The sequence below is a fragment of the Bradyrhizobium sp. CB1717 genome (assembly GCF_029714325.1).
Classification (GTDB): domain Bacteria; phylum Pseudomonadota; class Alphaproteobacteria; order Rhizobiales; family Xanthobacteraceae; genus Bradyrhizobium.
This window is the reverse complement of record NZ_CP121666.1, coordinates 1,308,536-1,325,910: the sequence shown is the minus strand read 5'-3', so window position 1 is coordinate 1,325,910 and position 17,375 is coordinate 1,308,536. Positions and strand designations below refer to the sequence as shown.

Here is a 17,375-nt window from a genome sequence, read left to right as displayed (position 1 = left end):
GCGGGGGAGGGGCAGGGAGAGGGGTGCCACACGGGGACTCTTTCCGTGCGCACCTGCCCTCGATGCATCATCAATAACCGACACCTTTTGCTGGGCTACCCCTCTCCCTAGCCCTCCCCCGCAAGGGGGGAGGGAACGCACCGTCACGGTGGCGCTAGTCGGGTCTCATCCCATCAAGCCGCCTGCCGCAGCGGGGTCCAGGCGAACTCCGGATAGTAATTGTCCATCATGCGGTCGACATACGCCGTGAGGTTCGGAAATCCCTCGGCCCGCTGCCGCAGACTGGACTCGAAGTACGGCGTCAAAATCCCCGCGAGCGCGCCGAAGGCTGTCGCATCGACGCCGCAGGGCTTGTTGCCCATCAGATAGGCCTTGTCGCCGAGCTGCACCGACAGCGCGAACAGCGAGCGGACGGCGAGATCGACGTCGTCATCGGGTGCGTGCCGGCCGAGGCCGGAGAGCAGATAGTTCTCGGCGACGCGGAACTGCGCGTCCTCGCGCAGCTTCTCGCGGTTGTGCTCCGGTGCGCCGTCGAAGAAATGCGCAGGCCCCTTGGCGAAATTGACCGGATCGACCCAGCGCGCGCCGACCAGCGCCCAATAGACGTGATGCTCGATCATCCGCTCGAACGCCCAGGCCTGGGCGCGCTCGGACAGCGACAGGCCGGCGTCGAAATCGAAACCATAACGGCGCTCGATATGGGCGCGGATGAAGGTGGAATCGGCCACCGCCTCGCCGCCATCATCGATGAACGGCAGTTGCCCCTTCGGGGAGGCGGGCGGCATCGCGCGCTCCTTCCGGTAGGGCAGCCCCGCCATCTTGAGCTGCACCTCCGTCTTGGTGACGAAGGGGCTGATTTCCGGCAGGCCGAAGCCGGTGCCAAAGCCGTAAAGCGTGATCATGAAAGCTCTCCTGAACCTGCCGAGTTTGACGGAACCTAGTGACGGGCTGCTGCCACCATGGTGGCAGCAGCCGTGATATCTTCTGCGAAACGGGCCCCCCGCCAGGCGCGGCCCATGACATGACGGACCAGCGCGTCCGCAGCCTGGGTCAGCGAGCGTGCCACCATGCTTGCGAGGGCAAATCGGAGGTCGACGGCCATGAGATCGAACGAAACGAAGCGACCGAACGCCTGGGCGGACCACAGTTGCGCCCGCAACATCGGAACAACCGGGCCGAAATGGGTTGGAACGATCATGGACAAATCCTCTTCAGTCGATGTGTTGTCCCGGTATAGACACCCCCTGCTGCCAACATCCTGTCAGCAGCCGCGCGCCGATTTCTGATCCGTCGTTCGAGAAGAGAATTGTCATGAGACGCGCCGACCGGCTGTTTCAGATCATCCAGGTGCTCCGGCGCACGCGTAAGCCGCTGACGGCGGACGCGATCGCGGCCGAGCTCGAGACCTCCAAGCGCACGATCTATCGCGACATCGCGACCCTGATCGGCCAGCGCGTGCCGATCCGCGGCGAGGCCGGCATGGGCTACATTCTGGAAAAGGGTTTTGACCTGCCGCCTTTGATGCTGACACCCGACGAGATCGAGGCGGCGGTGCTGGGCGCGCAATGGGTTGCGGGCCATGCCGATTCGGCGCTGGCGCGCGCGGCCGAAGACCTGATGGCCAAGATCGCCGACACTGTCCCCGAGCGCCTGCGTCCCTTCGTGCTGGAGCCGGCGAGCCGGGCGCGGCCGAGCTGGAACAGGGAGCCTGATCGCCTCGACATGGTGCGCACGCGCACCCAGATCCACGAGGGCAAGAAGATCATGCTGCGCTATCGCGACGAGCAGGGCCGCGCCAGCGAACGGATGATCTGGCCGATCTCGGTCGGCTATCTCGAAGCCGTGCGCCTGCTCGCGGCCTGGTGCGAGCTGCGCAGCGACTTCCGCAGCTTCCGCACCGACCGCGTGGTGGACGCGACCTATCTCGACGAAAGATATCCGGAGCGGCGCGACGTGCTGCGCGCGAAATGGCGGCAGAGCCTGGTCTGGGGTCCGCCAAAGGACACATGAGCGCTATGGAAGTAATCGATCTTTCGGCCTGCTGCCAGAGTTGCGGCGCCTGCTGCGGTTATTCGCAGAACTGGCCGCGCTTCTCGATCGAGAGCGACGAGGAGCTTGCCGCGATTCCGGAAGCGCTGGTCAACGATCGCCAGTCCGGCATGCGCTGCGAGGGTGACCGCTGCGCGGCGTTGCAGGGAGAGATCGGACAAGCGACCGCCTGCGGCATCTATGCGGTGCGACCGGAGGTGTGCCGCACCTGCATGCCGGGCGACGCCGAATGCGCGATGGCGCGGCGGAAGTTCAAGCTTCCAGCGATCGAACCAATTTAGGCCGGAACGGCTTCGCTGATCTCGTCGTCGATCTCGTCATCGAGCGGTGCGAGCACCGACAATGGCTTGGTCGACAGCGTGATCGGCTTGCGGCCCCCCGACAGCGACGGCGAGGCTTTGGCCGATCTCTCACGCGACAACGCGTAGAGCGTCGAGCCGACACGGCCCCCGTTGTCGATCAGGTCGCGCTCGCTGCAACTCGCTGCGATCGCGACCGCCAGCGAGTGCAGATGGCTGCGGCGGTAGCAGAACAGTGCCAGACGGGCGCGTGCGTCAGGGGAAACACTCTCAACCAGCCTCGGCAGGCCGCTCTCGCTGGCGCGATACATCTCGCCAAGGAGCTCGTCGCGAACCGGGCAGAAATCGCTTTCAAAGGCGTCGCGGCTTGAAAACATTGCAGTTCTCCCTCGTGTCGGGAAGATGCAGCGCAATTCTCTAATGAAAGGTTAACCACGCTGCCCGGTAGTCACCCGGGGTTCCCTTGCGCCCTGGCCGCGAATCGGAGGCGACGGTGGGGCCAGAAGCTCGTGAAGAGGTGCATAGCCCGGATGGAGCGAAGCGAAATCCGGGGCGGGTCTATCCGAAGATGCACCGGTCCGGATTACGCTTCGCTTCATCCGGGCTACGAACACGGCTGCTGCCGTCAGTTCGCCGCCATGAAGATGGAGAGGCCGAAGCCGGTCAGGTGATGGAGCGCCTGGTCGACGCCGATCAGGGTCCAGAACCAGGGATGCGCGAGGTCGACCCCGAAATTGGCGGAGACGAATCCCTTGGCGCGGTCGATCGTGATGTGGATCACGAAGTCGATGAAGGCCACGAACCAGAATTTCGGCGCGACGATCACGATCAGCGGCAACGCGACCGCAAGATGAACCAGGCAATGCACCAGCAGCGGCAGGGCCCAGCCGTGCTTCTGGTCCTTGCCGTGTGCCATCCAGGCGGTCTGGAGGACGAAATCGGCGATGATGTGCTTGAAGGTGAGCAGCAGCATCCAGCCAATGAGCGCTTCGACCGGAACCGCCGATGACATGGATGGAAACGACAAAGCTGACGCCCTCATTGACGTGACAAGAAAGATTGGAGCGTTCAGCGCAACTTCTTCTTGGACCGGTCAAATCGCCGGGACGAGCAATTTATGACATCTCCTGCGGCGGAATGCAGCCGGGGGGAACCGGAAAATCGCAAACTGTGGCTAACTGGTGATAGGATGACCAATCGCCGCGCCCGCGTCGAGTAAGGTTACCTTCGGCTCGAAATTTGCATTCCACTGTCGGCGCGCTATCATCGGCGGCAGAAAATATCGTTCTTTTTTCAGGCGTTTACGAATTACAGGGCGTCCGCAGTGATCACACGAGCGAGCCGCCTGCCACCGAAGAATAAGGCCAAGAGTGCTGCCATGAGTACTGAAGGCCCGAATTCGTCACCGGCCGAACCGCCGCCGCGGCGCCCCAAGGTGATCAAGACCAATCAGCAGCAGGTGTTACTCTACGTCGTGCTGACCCTGCTGTTGTCGCTCGCCACCGTCTGGGGCGGCCGCGCCCTGGTGCACAATTCAGAGACGCTGACCTTTGCCGTCGGCGCCCCCAACAGCGACGAGGCGCTGTTCGCCGCCAAGCTCGCCACGGTGTTGAAGAACAACGCCTCGCGCTTCCGGATCAAGATCGTCAATAGCGGCGACAACGCCAAGGCGCTCGCGCAGTTCGACCGCAGACAGGCCGACCTCGCCGTGCTGCGCACCGACGCCAAGGTGCCGCTGCGGGCGCGCACGCTCGCGATCCTCGAGCACGATCTCGTGCTCCTGCTCGGTCCCGGCAACAAGAAGATCAAATCGCTCGCCGAGCTGAAGAAGAAGAAGGTTGCCGTCCTCGCCGAGAACGAATCCTCGCTCGCCTTCGTCCGCGGCATCCTCGACATTCCCGAGGGACCCGATGCCGCGAAGGTCCAGATGGCGCCGCAGGGCGCAACGCTCGACAAGCTGTTTGCGCCGGCAAACGGCTTCGGGGCGGTGATCGCCATCGTCCACGCTTCGAAGGCCGTGCGGGACAAGTCCTATGAGCAGGTCGCCAAACGCGGCGGCTTCACCCTCAACGCGATCGACGAAGCCAAGGCGCTGGCCCGCAAATTCCCCGGCATTTCCGAGGAGACGCTGACGGCGGGAACGCTGTCGGCCTCGCCTGAAATTCCGGACGACGATCTCGATACGATCGGGCTCGAATGGCTGCTGGTCACGCAATCCCGGATGTCGGTGACCACGGCGGGCGAGCTGGCGCGCACCATCTACGAGAACAAGTCCGCCCTCGGGCTCGACAGCGGCTTCGCCAGCAGGATCGAGCCGGCCTCCGTCGAGAAGGACGCCTTCGTGATGGCGCATCAGGGCGCGGCCGATTACATCAACGACGACACCAAGTCGTTCATGGATAAGTACAGCGACATGATGTATCTGGGCGCCGCCGCGCTCAGCGTCATCGGCTCGATCTTCGCCGCGATCTACGCCAAGGTCACGAGGATCGCGCCGGAGAAGGCCAGCGAGCTCTCCACCGCCATTCTCGACATCGGCGAGCGCATCGAGCACGCCCATTCACTGGACCAGCTCGAATGCCTCCAGGACGAGCTGGAAGGCATCTTGCGCGGCGCCGTCATCGGCCTCAGGGACGGGACGATCAGTACCGACGGGCTCGACACCTTCAAGCTCGGCTACGAATTCGTCCGCGACGAGATCGGCATGCGTCGCGACTATCTCAAGCGCCACGCCGGCGAAGCCGAGAAGGCCGCCCGCGACGCCGCAGCGCCCCCGCTCGACGAGAGCAATGTCGTGGTGGTGAAGACCGCGCAGAGCGCTTGATCAGAGGGGGCGGGGTCCCCCACTCTCGTGTCCCGGCTCTGCAGCGCATCACCATAGCGCGTCGAAGACGCGCGTAAACGCGCTTGTGGTGCTGCGCTGCGTCCGGGGCACGAGGACTCGATCAATGGCCCCCTGGAACCGTCCCCATCCGCAACCGTTGGTTACCCGATACAACCGGAGAAACGCACCATGCGTATACTCCTCATGATCTTCCTCCTGGGAATGCTGGCGGCGGTGGGCTATTTCGCTTATTCCGCGATGGCGGTCGAAGGCGACCCGATCCCGACGGAAGGCTATGTGGCCCTCGCCCTGGGAGCCGGATTCTCCGTCATCGTCGGCATCGGCCTGATGGTCCTGCTGTTCTTCAGCAGCCGCCGCGGCTACGACGAGCCGCCGCATTTCAGGTAACGGCCCGGCCGGCCGCCGCCCCCGCCTTCGCCCCCCGATTCGACGATGCTGCCGCCCGCGCCCGTCGTTGACGGCCTTGGCGTGGGCGGGCACTTTGGCGCCGGGGTCCGAGCCGGGCCCACAAGAACCAAGACGAGCCGCCTTCCCGCATGTCCAAGCCGCTGATCTCCGCTCTGGCCCAGTTTGCGGCCGCCACGGCCGGCCGCAACATGACCAAGGCGGCCTATGTCGCCGTCGGCGTCGGCGTACTCAGCATGGTGCTGCTGACGGACAACCGGGCCAATGAGGCGCGCGGCTGGGTCCACGGCCTGCTCTGGGCCTGTCTCGTCTACTTCGTGTTCGAATGGGTGGTCCGGCTGCGCCACATGGCGCGAACGGGGCGCCTTGCGCTTTACATGTCCTCCTCCGCCGGCATCGTCGACGCGGTTGGGGCGCTGGCCGTGCCGGCCGCGCTGGTTCTCGGCGTCGAGCCGAAGACGGCCTGGCTGCTCAGCGTGCTCTGGGTGCTGAAGGTGGTGCCGGGCATTCCCGGCCTGCGCCAGCTCCGCCGCGTGCTGGTGCTGGAATCGGGGCCGCTGGTCAGCGTGCTCGTGATCTTCCTGATGGTGGTCTTCCTCGCCTCGGTCGCCGAATATTTCCTGGAGCGGGACGTGCAGCCGCAGACGTTCGGCAGCGTGCCGGCGGCGCTGTGGTGGGCCGTCGTAACCCTCACCACGACGGGCTACGGCGACGTCGTGCCGGTCACGCCGCTGGGGCGCATCGTGGCGGCGCTGGTGATGATCTCCGGCCTCGGCGTGTTCGGCCTCTGGACCGGTATTTTGGCGACCGGCTTTGCCGCAGAGACCCGCCGCGACAATTTCCTCAAGACCTGGGAATCCGTCAGCAAGGTGCCGTTCTTCGCAGCGCTCGGACCTGCCGCCATCGCCGACGTCACCCACATGCTGCGGACCATGGAGCTGCCGGCGCGCACCATGATCATCCGCAAGGGCGCGCAGGGCGACTGCATGTATTTCATTGCGGCAGGCGAGGTCGAGGTCGACCTGCCGGGTAAGAAGGTGCAACTCGGCGAGGGCGCCTTCTTCGGCGAGATGGCGCTGCTCGGCAACAACATGCGCGGCGCCAACGTCTCGACCACGAAGGTGTCGCGGCTGCTGGTGCTCGACCTCGTCGACTTCCGCGTGCTGATGGCGCGGCATCCCGATCTCGCCGAGACCATCGATGCGGAAGCCAAGCGCCGCGCGCTCGAAAACAAATAAAAGGAGACAAGAATGTCGGATTCCACCGACGCGGCATCAAGCCCGGTGCTCGAAATCAGGGGCGCACGCGCCACCGTCCGCCTGAACCGGCCCAGACATCTCAACCGGCTGCAGGCCGAGGATCTCGGCGAACTGGTCAGACTGTTCGACGCCGTCGAGGCCGATCCTGCCATCCGCGTGCTGGTGCTGACCGGCACGGGCCGCGCCTTCTCCGCCGGCTACGATCTCAACTCGGTCGCCGAGCGCGCGGTGAGCGCGAGCGAGCAGCAGAGCGCGGGCTCGGCGTTCGAAGTGGTCGTCAACCGTCTCGAGGATCTGGGCGTGCCGACGATCTGCCGGCTCAACGGCGGCGTCTATGGCGGCTCGACCGATCTCGCGCTCGCCTGCGATTTCCGCATCGGCGTCGACACCGCCGAGATGTTCATGCCGGCGGCGCGGCTCGGGCTGCATTATTACCCGAGCGGGATCAAACGCTACGTGACGCGGCTCGGCCTCGATAATGCGAAGAAGCTGTTTTTGACCGCGCAGAAGATCAGCGCCCCGGAGATGCTGCGCATCGGCTATCTCACCGCCATGGTGCCGGAAGAGACGCTCGACGAGGAGGTCGACAAGCTCGCCGCAATCCTCGCCGGTAACGCGCCGCAGGCGATGGCCGGCATGAAGCGCGCGATCAACGAATTCGCCCGCGGCGAGCTCGACGAGCAAGCCGCCGACCAGCGCCACCGCGACAGCATGCGCGGCGACGAAATCAAGGAAGGCATCAAGGCGTTCGCGGAGAAGCGGCCGCCAAAATTCTGATCACGCTCGTTTCGACCGCATTGCGCGCACCTGCGTGAGCTTGGGATCGCGGACGAGCGCCTGATAACGTTTGCTGTCGATGGCGTAGATCGCGATCCGCCCCTCACTGTCGGCATGAACGCCCCAGCCGAAGCGCTTGCCCAGGCTCGACGCCCTCATGCACGCCTGCCCCCGGGAGAAGAACGCTTCACGGGCCGCTTGCTTCTCCGCTTTCGTCGCCTTCGCATCGAGCTCGCGTCCCGGCGCAGATGTCGCGAAGATCACATCGTCGGACGTGTATTTGTAGGGCGCCTTGGCAATCATCCCGTATTGCAGGCACGCGACCGTCGGCTTTCCCGCACGCAGCGGCGGCTGCTCGCCGGTGCGCGCGGGACAGTCTTCAGCAACACGGATGAAGGTGTTTGAGCAGTTGGTCGTGTGCGTCGGCTTCGTCATCTACAACCCTGGTTCGTTCAGCCACCAGCAACCTTAGCATGCTGCGCGGCCATCTCCTCATCGGCCGCAGTGATGCGCTGGAACGCCGGGCGCGAGGTCATGCGCTCGGCATAGCGGACGAAGGCGTCCTTCTTCGGCACGATGCCGAACATCATGGTCCAGCTGAAGGCGACGCCCCACAACACGTCCGCCGCCGTCATGCGCTCGCCGAGCAGATACGGACCCTTCTCCAATTGCGTCTCCAGCGCACCGAGCATGGTGTCGTAATCGGCATAGGGCGATTGCGTGATCGGGGCCGGCTCGCGCTGCATGAACTTGTCGATCAGGGCCGGCTCGAAGGATGCGCCATAATAGGCGATCCAGCGCAGGTACGGACCGCGCAGCGGATCGTCCGGCCCGGGCGTCAGCCCCGCCTGCGGGAAGAGATCGGCGAGAAAGATGGTGATCGCGACCTGCTCGGTCACGAGCTCCCCGCGGTAGTGGATCGCCGGCACCTTGCCTAGCGGGTTGATGGCGAGATAGCCGGGCTTGCGCTGCTCGCCAGCCTTCATGTTGAGGATATGGAGATCGTAGGGCGACCCCAGTTCCTCCAGCAGCACCCGCGTGCCGGTGGCGCGGCTTTGCGGCGAATAATACAACGTGATGCGGTTCGGATCGGTCATGGCTGGTCTCCTCGGATGCCGTCTGGCGAGGCGCATCTTGTAGCGACCCATACCTGACATCCCTTGTCAGGTATGGTTTAAGACATCATGCGCGCGAGCCGGATGCTGTCGATCCTCACCACCCTCCAGGCCAGAGGGCAGGTCACCGCGCCTGAACTCGCGGAAGCCTGCGAGGTGTCGGTTCGCACGATCTATCGTGACATCGACGCGCTCGCGGCCTCTGGCGTTCCTGTCTATGCCGACCGCGGCGCGGAGGGCGGCTATCGCCTGCTCGACGGCTATCGCGTCCGGCTGAACGGCCTGTCGCAGAACGAGGCGGAAGCCCTGTTCCTGGCGGGACTACCGGGCCCGGCGGCGGCGCTGGGACTGGACGCGGCAATGATCGCCGCGCAGAACAAGCTGATGGCGGCGCTGCCCGCGAACTTGCGCGAAGACGCCGGCCGCATGCAGGAGCGCTTTCACCTGGATGCGCCCGGCTGGTTCGGCGAGGCGGAGGAGCCAACACATCTGCGCACCATCGCCGGCGCCGCCCTGCGCGGGACACTGATAAAAATCCGCTACCAAAGCTGGCGCTCGGAGAAGCAGCGCCGTGTCGCCCCGCTCGGCCTCGTGCTGAAGGGCGGCAGCTGGTATCTCGCCGGGCAAGTCGACGGCAGCGTGCGGACCTATCGCGTCGCGCGCGTGCTCGACTGCACCACGCTCGACGACCGCTTCGACCGGCCCGCCGATTTCGATCTCGCCGCCTATTGGCAGGCTGCGACACTTCGCCTCGAAGCGGAGATGCATCCCAATGTCGCGGTCGTCCGGCTGTCGCCATTCGGCGTCAAGCTGCTGGACGCGTTGAGCCAGCCTTACGTCAAGGCGCGCACGGAGATCGAAGAGAGCACTGACGCCGACGGCTGGCGCATCGCGCGGGTGCCGACCGGCAAGACGTCGTGGCACGCCGCAGCCGAATTGCTGCGGCTGGGCCCCGAGGCCGAAGTGCTGGAGCCGGCCGATCTCCGCGAGAAGATGGCCAAGATGACCCGGGCCATGGCCGCGCACTATGGCGCGGCGCGGAAAGCCTGACGGCGGCGCACCTCGCCGCAGCCGACGAAACAATCCTGAAACACGATTCTCAAGAACCGCCGTGAACGCATTCGCGGCTCAACCCGACCGAGATGCAGGGACACAACAACGGCCTCGCGCCACATTGGAGAATGAAGATGTTTCGTAAGCTCGCTCTTGGTCTGATCGCTGCCGGCTCGCTCGGCGTTGCCGCGCTCGCCCCCACCGCCGCCTCGGCCGGCGGTTTCCATCATCATCACTGGGGTCATGGCTGGGGCCCGGGCTATGGCTTCGGCGGCATCTACGTCAACACCGGCGTCAGCAACTGCTACCAGGAGCGCGTCGTCCAGACCCGTCACGGCCTGCGCGTCCGCGTCGTGAATGTCTGCGCCTACGGGATCTACTGATATCTCGCCCTCACGACAAAGCTCCGGTCGCATCGCGGCCGGAGCTTTTGCGTTTGACTAGCTACCCTGCCGCTGCCGGCGAAACCACGCCCAGGTCTCACGCGTCGTTTGGATGTAGCCGCGCCCGCGATAGACGATCTCGCCGTCGACGATCCCGTTCAGCTTCGGCAGGGCGTGAAAGGGAATCGAGGGATAGGCGTGATGCTCGACATGGTAGGGCATATTCCACGCGAACCATTTGACGATGGCACCGGTATAGGTGGTGCGGGTGTTCTGAAAGGCACTGCGGGTACGGTCGCAGCCGGTGTGCTCGGCATAGAGATAGGGCCGCAGGAAGAATTGCCCGATCACCAGCGGCACGATCCAGACCCAGAGCAGCAGCGCCGAGGCGAACCACAGCGAGAGCGCGAGCAGCAGGGCGTAAAGCGCGACATAGGCGCGCGCCTCGGCGACGATGGTGGCGCGCTTGTTTTCGGGAATCCAGGGCACGACGACCTTGCCGGTGACGGCATGGCCGAGCGTCAGCCGCAGACGCCCGGCGACCTGGAGCAGGCCGCTATAGGCGATCGCGAGCTGCGTGTCGGAGGCCGGCTTCACGCCGACGATCAGCTCGGGATCCTTCTCCGGATCCTGGGTGTAGCGGTGATGGTCCCAGTGGAACAGGCAGTAATATTCGTACGGCAATCCGATGATGAAGGCCGAGAGATAGCCGACCGCGAGATTGAGGCTGCGGCTTCTAAACGCGGTCTTGTGCGCGGTCTCGTGCACCGCCATGAACAGGAAGGCAACGACGTAGCCCTGCACCGCCATCAGCGGCAGCGCCCAGAGCACGCCATGGCGTGAGGTCACCATCCAGATCAGAGCGCCGACCAGCGCGATCGCGCCGTAATGTCCAAGACTTTGCGCTGCACCCCTGAGATTGGAGCGCACCGACAGCTCACGCAGCATCGCCGGGCTCAGCGGCTTCAGGCGATGCCCAGGCTCTGAAACGGTCGCGTCGGTCATGATCAGATGCCTGTGCTACTTGGCTAGGAGCGCTGCGATCTCGGCTCTGATGAAGGCCTGGTCGCGCGGGTTGGTGACGGGATTTCCGGCACGATGGCCGTGCAGCGACGGGATTGGATGCAGCACGGCTGACTTTGCATTGACCAGCTTGCCGAGCTCGTCCTCGTTGTCGCGGACGTCGAAATAGCGATCGGTCGCGCCCGGCATCAGCAGCATGTGCGCACCTATCGCGGCGAGCGCGCGATCGAGATCGCCGCCGAAAGCGGCGCAGCGGCTGATGTCGCCGCGCTGCCAGATGCCGATCTGCGCCAGGAGATCGTTGGCATCGCGCCGCGCGAAGGCCCCGTCCCAGGCGCGGACGAGATAGTCCTCCAGCGAGGTGAAGCCGGCCTCGCGCCAGAGCTCGTCGCGATAGAAGCCATGCGACATCGCCCAGCCGGCATAGACGCGCCCCATGGCGCGATAGCCGGCGACGGGCCTTTCGACGAAGCGGCCGTCGCGGAAGGCGGGATCGCCCGTCAGCGCCGCCTTCACGCTTTCCAGGAAGACATAGTTGTAGGGCGCGCAACGCGCGCTGCCGCAGACGACCGCTGCGCGCTCGACCATGTCAGGATGCAGCGCCGCCCAGTGATAGGCCTGCATGCCGCCCATCGACCAGCCATAGACCAGCGCAAGCCTTGTGATGCCGAAGCGCTCGGCCAGAAGGCGATGCTGAATAGCGATCGCGTCGTGATAGGTGACTTGCGGGAATGGCGCGGCCGAATTCGACGGCGAGGACGACAGGCCGTTGCCGAACAGGTTCGGGATGACGACGAAGTAGCGCGAGGGATCGAGCACGCCATCGCGCCCGATCAGCCACTCGGTGTCGACATGCTGCGCGCTAAACGAGGTCGGATAGAGGATGACGTTGTCCCTGGCCGGGCTCAGCGTACCGTAGGTCTTGTAGGCGAGCTGCAGCTTGGGGAAGACAGCGCCGGACTGGAGCGCGACGTCGCCGGCCTCGAAGATCTCGTAGTCGCGCTCAGCCATGATGCGTCCCACCCTCGCTCGCGTGGCCCCACAGCGCGCCGCGGCAGCGGCGATGCATCGATCATGCCGGCCTGCAGACGCGCCATTGCGCCACGCTCAATAACTGTACTGTTAGTACATTTATTCTCGCCCGGCAAGATAAATCCGAAAGGAGCGCTCTCAGGCGATGGCCGCGAGATATCGCGCCACCGATGCCGCGAACGCGGCCTTGGCACCATTGGCGATGTTGCGTCCCCACCAGGCGCCATAGATGCGATCGAAGGCGAGCGGCTCGACGGCAGCAGCGATCCGCCGCACCGCGGCTGCGTTGAGCGGCATGTAGTTCGGGTAGGAGTACATGAAGCTGACGAAGCGGCGGTCCATCGTCACCTGCGCGATGTCTCCGGTGAGCAGCGCGCCCCTGCCCTCCGCGCCGCGTGCCCAATGCAGCATGGTGGCGCCGGCGAAATGGCCGCCGGTGCGCAGCAGCAGCACATCGTCGGAGATACGGTGCCGATCGCCGGTCCAGTGCACGATCGATGGATGCGGACGCGTCACCCATTGGCCATCGTCCGCGTGCAGATAGACCGGCACGCCGCCGAACGCCTCGGTCCAGTCGGCGAGCGCTCCATAATAATGCGGATGCGAGATCGCGATCGCTTTCAGTCCGCCGAGCGCGCGGACATGAGCGATCGCCTCCGGCGTCGCCAGCGGCACGCAGTCCCACATCACGCATCCCTCTGCCAGCGGCACCAGCAGCGCGCGCTGGCCGATGGCAAAACTCGGCTCGAGCCCGAGACCGGTGAGGCCGAGATCGTCGCGCCAGACCACGCGGTGACGTTCCGCCAGCGTCTCGCGCGTCAGGAAGGTCTGCCCCTTCCAGTTCACGAATTGCCGTTCGTCCTCGCAGATCGGACAGGATTCGGGCGGTCGTCCGCTGTCCGAAAATTGCGCGCCGCAGGTTTCGCAAGTCCAGAGGGGCATGGTCAGGATCCGAAAAGAGGCCGGAACGGCGTGACAGGACATCGTCCCGCCGACGCAAGTGGCGAGGAACCAACGTTGTCAGCGTAGGTTACGTTCTGGTCCATGCCGGCGCAATTGGCCGGTCGTCACGATCAGCTTTGCACGAGACCTACTCGACGGCAGGAACATTTCAGCGTCTCGATGACATCGCGCCCCTCAACAACCCGCACCTGGCCGCTGTTTGCAGTCAATTTCTTCATGGCCGACATGCAGTCCGGCATCGGCCCCTTCGTTGGCGTGTTCCTGCAGGAGCGCGGCTGGGCGAGCGGGCTGATCGGCACCGCAATGACGATCGGCAACATCGCCGGCATGCTGATCACAACGCCGATCGGCGGCTTCATCGATGCAAGCCGCAACAAGCGCATGTGGGTCGTCATCCCCGGCATCTGCGTGGTCGCCGCATCCGCGATCATCCTCGTCTCGCAAAATTTCTGGGCCGTCACCGTCTCCCAAATCGCCCAATCGCTCGCGAGCGCCGCGATCGTGCCCGCGGTCACCGGAATCACGCTCGGCATTGCCAGGCAGAAAGGCTTCAACGCGCTGAACGGCCGCAACCAGGCCTTCAACCACGCCGGCAACATGGTCGGCGCGGCATTGTCGGGCTATCTCGGCTACAAGTTCGGCTATGTCGCCGTGTTCGTGCTGGCGGCGGTGTTCGGCGCCATCGCGATCGCCTGCGTGATGATGATCCCGGCGAGATCGATCGACGATCGCGCCGCACGCGGCAGCAGGGAGGACGACAGCAAGGCTCCGCCGGACGGCATGTCCGTCCTCCTCAAGCACAAGCCGCTTCTGGTGCTGGCACTGGCGCTCGCCCTGTTCCATCTCGGCAATGCCGCGATCGTGCCGCTCTATGGACTTGCGGCCGTGGCCGAGGGACAGGCCAACGGACCGAGCTTCGTCGCGACCACCGTCGTGATCGCGCAAGGCGTGATGATCGTGACCTCGCTCATCGCGATGCATGTCGCGGGCAAGCGCAACTACTGGCCGGTGATCCTCATCTCCTTCATGTTCTTGCCCGTCCGCGGTGTGCTCGCCTTCTTCGTCACGGGCTGGTGGGGCGTCGTGCCGATGCAGGTGCTCGACGGCATCGGCACCGGACTGCAAACGGTCGCCGTCCCCGGCATGATCGCACGTTCGCTCAACGGCACAGGCCGCATCAATCTCGGCCAGGGTGCCGTGATCACGGTGCAGGGTGTCGGTGCCAGCCTCAGTCCCGCGCTCGGCGGCTGGATCGCGCAATGGATCGGCTACGGCCCGACCTTCCTGCTGCTCGGCGGCTTTGGCCTTGCGTCGATCGCGATGTGGCTGGCCTTCAGAGCAGCGGTGAAGAAGTATTGAGACCAATCGTCGCGGGAATTCCTGGCACAATTCACGCGACAATCCGGGCTACCAGCAGACTGCGGCACCTGGTCACGGTCTCAACGCGCCGTTGCGAGTGGCTTATCACGCAATCCAGCGCTTTTCTCGTTGCAGCGCACTGGCCCGACGGCGAGGATACTGGCTGCAGCAAATCGCTCAGCGAACGATCCCCACTCGACCAATGACCCAGCCGCAACTCTCATTCGATGGCGACCCCAACGGTCCGGCCTATGAAAGATGGCGCGAGCAGTTTTGCCGTCAGGTAGCGAACGTCGATTTCGTGCCGGTCGGCGAAGGGCGCGTCCACCGGACCATTGCGCCGGCCATCCTTCCCCGTCTCAGACTCTCGGCGTCGTTCGGCACGCCGATGTCTTTCGTGTCGTTGGGAACGAACGATGAATTGGTGATTACGATGTCGCCCAATTCGGCGCTGAGCGGGACCATGGGAAAACGGCCCCTGGAGATTGCCGCAGGCGACGTCACGATCGGCGATCCCTCCATCAGGGGCGCGCACATTACTCAGACAGGGTTTGGTAATTTCCAGACCGCGCTGCTGCCGCGCAAGGCCCTGTTGCGCGCGTGCCCGAATGCCGAGGATATGATTGCGCGGTCGATCTCCGGCGCCAATCCGATCACGTCGATGTTCCTGCGATATTACGACCTTGCGCATGCGCATGCGGACAAGCTCGCCCCCGCGGAGCTCGACGCGGTCTCGCAGCACCTGTTCGACCTCTCCGTGCTGATGATCGGAGCGCGCGGTGATGTCGCCGACGAGGCGCGACTGCGCGGCCTTGCGGCAGCGCGTTTCGAAGCCATCAAGGCCGACATTCTGGCGCAGCTTGACAGCGCCGCACTGTCGCTGTCCGATCTTGCGGCCACGCACCGCATCAGCCCGCGCACGATCCAGTTGCTGTTCGAGAAGGCCGGCATCACCTATAGCGGCTTCTTGCTCGAGCAACGTCTGCTGCGCGCCGAGCGGCTGCTTCGGAACCCGGGCATGCGTTCGCGCAAGATCATCGAGATCGCGCACCTCGCGGGATTTCACGACGTCTCCTACTTCCATCGCGCGTTTCGCCGCCGCTTCGGAGCGACGCCCGACGATGTCAGGAAGCTGGCCGGCGAGGCCGATTAGGCGGGCTCGCCGCGAACGCGCCGGAACGGCGCCTGCTACGTCCCAAAGCTCTTCTGGACCGCCGTGTCGAGCGTCTCACCGCCGACGAAGCGCTGACGCAACTCGCGCTTGAGCAGCTTGCCGCTCGGATTCTTCGGCAGGGCATCCACGAAGATCACGCGCTTGGGCACCTTGAAATGGGCCATATGGCCGGCGCAGTGCTTGATGACGGTGTCTTCGTCGAGCGTCTCTCCGCTCTTGACCACGACGATGGCGGTGACCGCCTCGATCCAGCGCGGATCGGGCAGGCCGACCACGGCGACCTCGGAAACCCCTGGAATGCGGTAGACCATCTCCTCGACCTCACGGCTCGCGACATTCTCGCCACCGGTCTTGATCATGTCCTTGACGCGATCGACCACGGTGATGTGGCCCTCGTCATCGACGGTGGCGAGATCGCCGGAGTGAAACCAGCCGCCGCTGAACGCCGCCGCGGTCTTGACGGGGTCGTTGTAATAGCCGGAGAGCAGATGCGGTGAGCGATGCACGATCTCGCCGACTTCGCCGACCTTGACGTCCTCCATCGAAGTATTGACCACGCGCGTCTCGACATTCAGCACCGGCTTGCCGGCCGAACCGGCCTTGCGCAGCTGGTCCTCGGGCCGCAGCACGGTCGCGAGCGGCGCGATCTCGGTCTGGCCGTAGAAATTCCAGAATTTTACGGCGGGCAGCCGGCGTTGCAGCTCGAGCAGGACTTCCACCGGCATGATCGAGGCGCCGTAATAGCCCTTCTGCAACGTCGACAGGTCGGTCTTGTCGAAGTTGGGCGAGCGCAGCATCGCGATCCAGATCGTCGGCGGCGCGAAGAAGGACGTGATCTTGTGCGCCTGGATCAGCGCCAGGATGTTGTCGGCCGTCGGCTTGCCCGTGATCACGCCGGAGGCGCCGAGATAGATTTGCGGCCCGAGGAAGACGTCGAGCTGAGCGCAGTGATAGAGCGGCAGCGCATGCAGGAATTTGTCCTCGACACTCATGCCGCCGTCGATGACGCAGCTGACATACTGCCACATCACGGCTTCATGGGTCAGCATCGCGCCCTTGGGCAGGGACTCCGTGCCGCTGGTGTAGACGATCTGCGCGAGATCGCGGCTATCCACCGACGCTTCCAGGAACGAGCCGTCAGCATCAAGAAGATCCTCGAAGGTGGTGAGGCCGGCCGGAGCGGCGGCGGGATCCTCGCCCGGCAGCCAGATCATCTTTTCGACGGCGCAATCCTTCGCGCTTGCGGCCTTCGCCGGCTCGACGAAATCGGGCCCGGTCGCAAGCAGCTTGGCGCCGGAACTTTTCAGGATGAAATTGATCTCGTCCGGATTGAGCATGAAGTTGATCGGCACCAGCACCGCGCCGATCCGCGCCACCGCGAAGCGCAGCGCGGCAAAGGCGTGCGAGTTGCGCGAAAGCACGGCGAGGCGGTCCCCCTTCTTGACGCCGAGTCCAAGCAGGCCGCGGCCGAGCCGGTTGCAGATCGCATCCATCTCGGCAAAGGTCCAGCTGACATTGCCGCAGCTCACCGCGAGCTTGTTCGGCTCGCGGCCCGCGGAGCGGCGCAAGAGATCGCCGATGGAATGCTCGCGCGCTTTCGAGATGGTGGCTGCGGTGTCGCCGGTCATGTGTTCCTCCC

20 protein-coding genes are annotated in these 17,375 nt (G+C 64.9%); 10 read left to right on the top strand and 10 right to left on the bottom strand.

The genetic code is table 11. The features are described 5' to 3' along the window. Positions 1-173 precede the first annotated feature (173 nt). Together QA649_RS06255 and QA649_RS06250 are read right to left on the bottom strand one after the other, a co-directional pair. Positions 174-902, bottom strand: coding sequence for a glutathione S-transferase family protein (locus QA649_RS06255; RefSeq protein ID WP_283023420.1), 729 nt, complete (start codon positions 900-902; stop codon positions 174-176). 35 nt (positions 903-937) lie between these two features. Then, the gene (locus QA649_RS06250) at positions 938-1,198 is read right to left on the bottom strand and encodes a hypothetical protein (RefSeq protein ID WP_283023419.1); all 261 of its coding nucleotides are present in this window, start codon (positions 1,196-1,198) and stop codon (positions 938-940) included. Between the two features lie 113 nt (positions 1,199-1,311). On the opposite strand from QA649_RS06250, the gene QA649_RS06245 reads away from it, so the two are divergent. Continuing rightward, positions 1,312-2,010 carry a YafY family protein gene (locus tag QA649_RS06245; RefSeq protein WP_018643314.1) on the top strand — a complete coding sequence of 233 codons (699 nt, stop codon included), beginning with the start codon at positions 1,312-1,314 and terminating at the stop codon, positions 2,008-2,010. 5 nt (positions 2,011-2,015) lie between these two features. Next, the gene (locus QA649_RS06240; RefSeq protein ID WP_283023418.1) at positions 2,016-2,330 is read left to right on the top strand and encodes a YkgJ family cysteine cluster protein; all 315 of its coding nucleotides are present in this window, start codon (positions 2,016-2,018) and stop codon (positions 2,328-2,330) included. Here the strand turns inward: QA649_RS06240 and QA649_RS06235 are convergent. Then, positions 2,327-2,725 (bottom strand): hypothetical protein, encoded by a 399-nt coding sequence (locus QA649_RS06235; RefSeq protein WP_260387830.1) that lies wholly within the window; start codon positions 2,723-2,725, stop codon positions 2,327-2,329. The two genes, QA649_RS06240 and QA649_RS06235, sit on opposite strands and share 4 nt — an antisense overlap. 248 nt (positions 2,726-2,973) lie before the next feature. After that, positions 2,974-3,321: a DUF3307 domain-containing protein gene (locus QA649_RS06230; protein WP_051122990.1), complete on the bottom strand. Its 348-nt coding sequence runs from the start codon at positions 3,319-3,321 to the stop codon at positions 2,974-2,976. Between the two features lie 405 nt (positions 3,322-3,726). Between QA649_RS06230 and QA649_RS06225 the strand changes: the two genes are divergently transcribed. The 4 genes from QA649_RS06225 (at position 3,727) to QA649_RS06210 (ending at position 7,634) form a co-directional block, all read left to right on the top strand. Continuing rightward, positions 3,727-5,172, top strand: a complete 1,446-nt coding sequence (locus QA649_RS06225) for a TAXI family TRAP transporter solute-binding subunit (RefSeq protein WP_283023417.1) — start codon at positions 3,727-3,729, stop codon at positions 5,170-5,172. 189 nt (positions 5,173-5,361) lie between these two features. Beyond that, positions 5,362-5,580 carry a hypothetical protein gene (locus QA649_RS06220; protein WP_026312046.1) on the top strand — a complete coding sequence of 73 codons (219 nt, stop codon included), beginning with the start codon at positions 5,362-5,364 and terminating at the stop codon, positions 5,578-5,580. Between the two features lie 149 nt (positions 5,581-5,729). After that, positions 5,730-6,836, top strand: coding sequence for a cyclic nucleotide-gated ion channel (locus QA649_RS06215; RefSeq protein ID WP_283023416.1), 1,107 nt, complete (start codon positions 5,730-5,732; stop codon positions 6,834-6,836). Between the two features lie 12 nt (positions 6,837-6,848). After that, complete coding sequence (locus tag QA649_RS06210) at positions 6,849-7,634, top strand: enoyl-CoA hydratase/isomerase family protein (protein WP_283023415.1); 786 nt, start codon at positions 6,849-6,851, stop codon at positions 7,632-7,634. Here the strand turns inward: QA649_RS06210 and QA649_RS06205 are convergent, their stop codons facing one another. Beyond that, complete coding sequence (locus QA649_RS06205; RefSeq protein ID WP_283023414.1) at positions 7,635-8,069, bottom strand: DUF6157 family protein; 435 nt, start codon at positions 8,067-8,069, stop codon at positions 7,635-7,637. 17 nt (positions 8,070-8,086) lie between these two features. Then, entirely contained in the window at positions 8,087-8,731 is a 645-nt protein-coding gene (locus tag QA649_RS06200; protein ID WP_283023413.1) for a glutathione S-transferase family protein, read from the bottom strand. An 87-nt stretch (positions 8,732-8,818) separates the two neighbouring features. On the opposite strand from QA649_RS06200, the gene QA649_RS06195 reads away from it, so the two are divergent. After that, complete coding sequence (locus tag QA649_RS06195) at positions 8,819-9,799, top strand: YafY family protein (protein WP_283023412.1); 981 nt, start codon at positions 8,819-8,821, stop codon at positions 9,797-9,799. A gap of 137 nt (positions 9,800-9,936) precedes the next feature. Then, the gene (locus tag QA649_RS06190) at positions 9,937-10,185 is read left to right on the top strand and encodes a hypothetical protein (protein ID WP_212342234.1); all 249 of its coding nucleotides are present in this window, start codon (positions 9,937-9,939) and stop codon (positions 10,183-10,185) included. 57 nt (positions 10,186-10,242) lie between these two features. On the opposite strand, the gene QA649_RS06185 is transcribed toward QA649_RS06190, so the two are convergent. From QA649_RS06185 to QA649_RS06175, 3 genes are all read right to left on the bottom strand, one after another. Beyond that, on the bottom strand, positions 10,243-11,190 hold the full coding sequence (locus tag QA649_RS06185) for a fatty acid desaturase (protein WP_283023411.1): 948 nt from the start codon (positions 11,188-11,190) through the stop codon (positions 10,243-10,245). Positions 11,191-11,205: 15 nt separating this feature from the next. Next, positions 11,206-12,222: an alpha/beta fold hydrolase gene (locus QA649_RS06180; protein WP_283025976.1), complete on the bottom strand. Its 1,017-nt coding sequence runs from the start codon at positions 12,220-12,222 to the stop codon at positions 11,206-11,208. A 156-nt stretch (positions 12,223-12,378) separates the two neighbouring features. Next, a complete protein-coding gene (locus QA649_RS06175; RefSeq protein WP_283023410.1) occupies positions 12,379-13,182 on the bottom strand; it encodes an MBL fold metallo-hydrolase in 804 nt (267 codons plus the stop codon). Between the two features lie 180 nt (positions 13,183-13,362). On the opposite strand from QA649_RS06175, the gene QA649_RS06170 reads away from it, so the two are divergent. Further along, complete coding sequence (locus tag QA649_RS06170; RefSeq protein ID WP_283023409.1) at positions 13,363-14,562, top strand: MFS transporter; 1,200 nt, start codon at positions 13,363-13,365, stop codon at positions 14,560-14,562. Between the two features lie 463 nt (positions 14,563-15,025). Further along, positions 15,026-15,715: an AraC family transcriptional regulator gene (locus QA649_RS06165; RefSeq protein WP_283023408.1), complete on the top strand. Its 690-nt coding sequence runs from the start codon at positions 15,026-15,028 to the stop codon at positions 15,713-15,715. Between the two features lie 35 nt (positions 15,716-15,750). Here the strand turns inward: QA649_RS06165 and QA649_RS06160 are convergent, their stop codons facing one another. Further along, a complete protein-coding gene (locus QA649_RS06160) occupies positions 15,751-17,364 on the bottom strand; it encodes an acyl-CoA synthetase (RefSeq protein ID WP_283023407.1) in 1,614 nt (537 codons plus the stop codon). Positions 17,365-17,375: the final 11 nt, after the last annotated feature.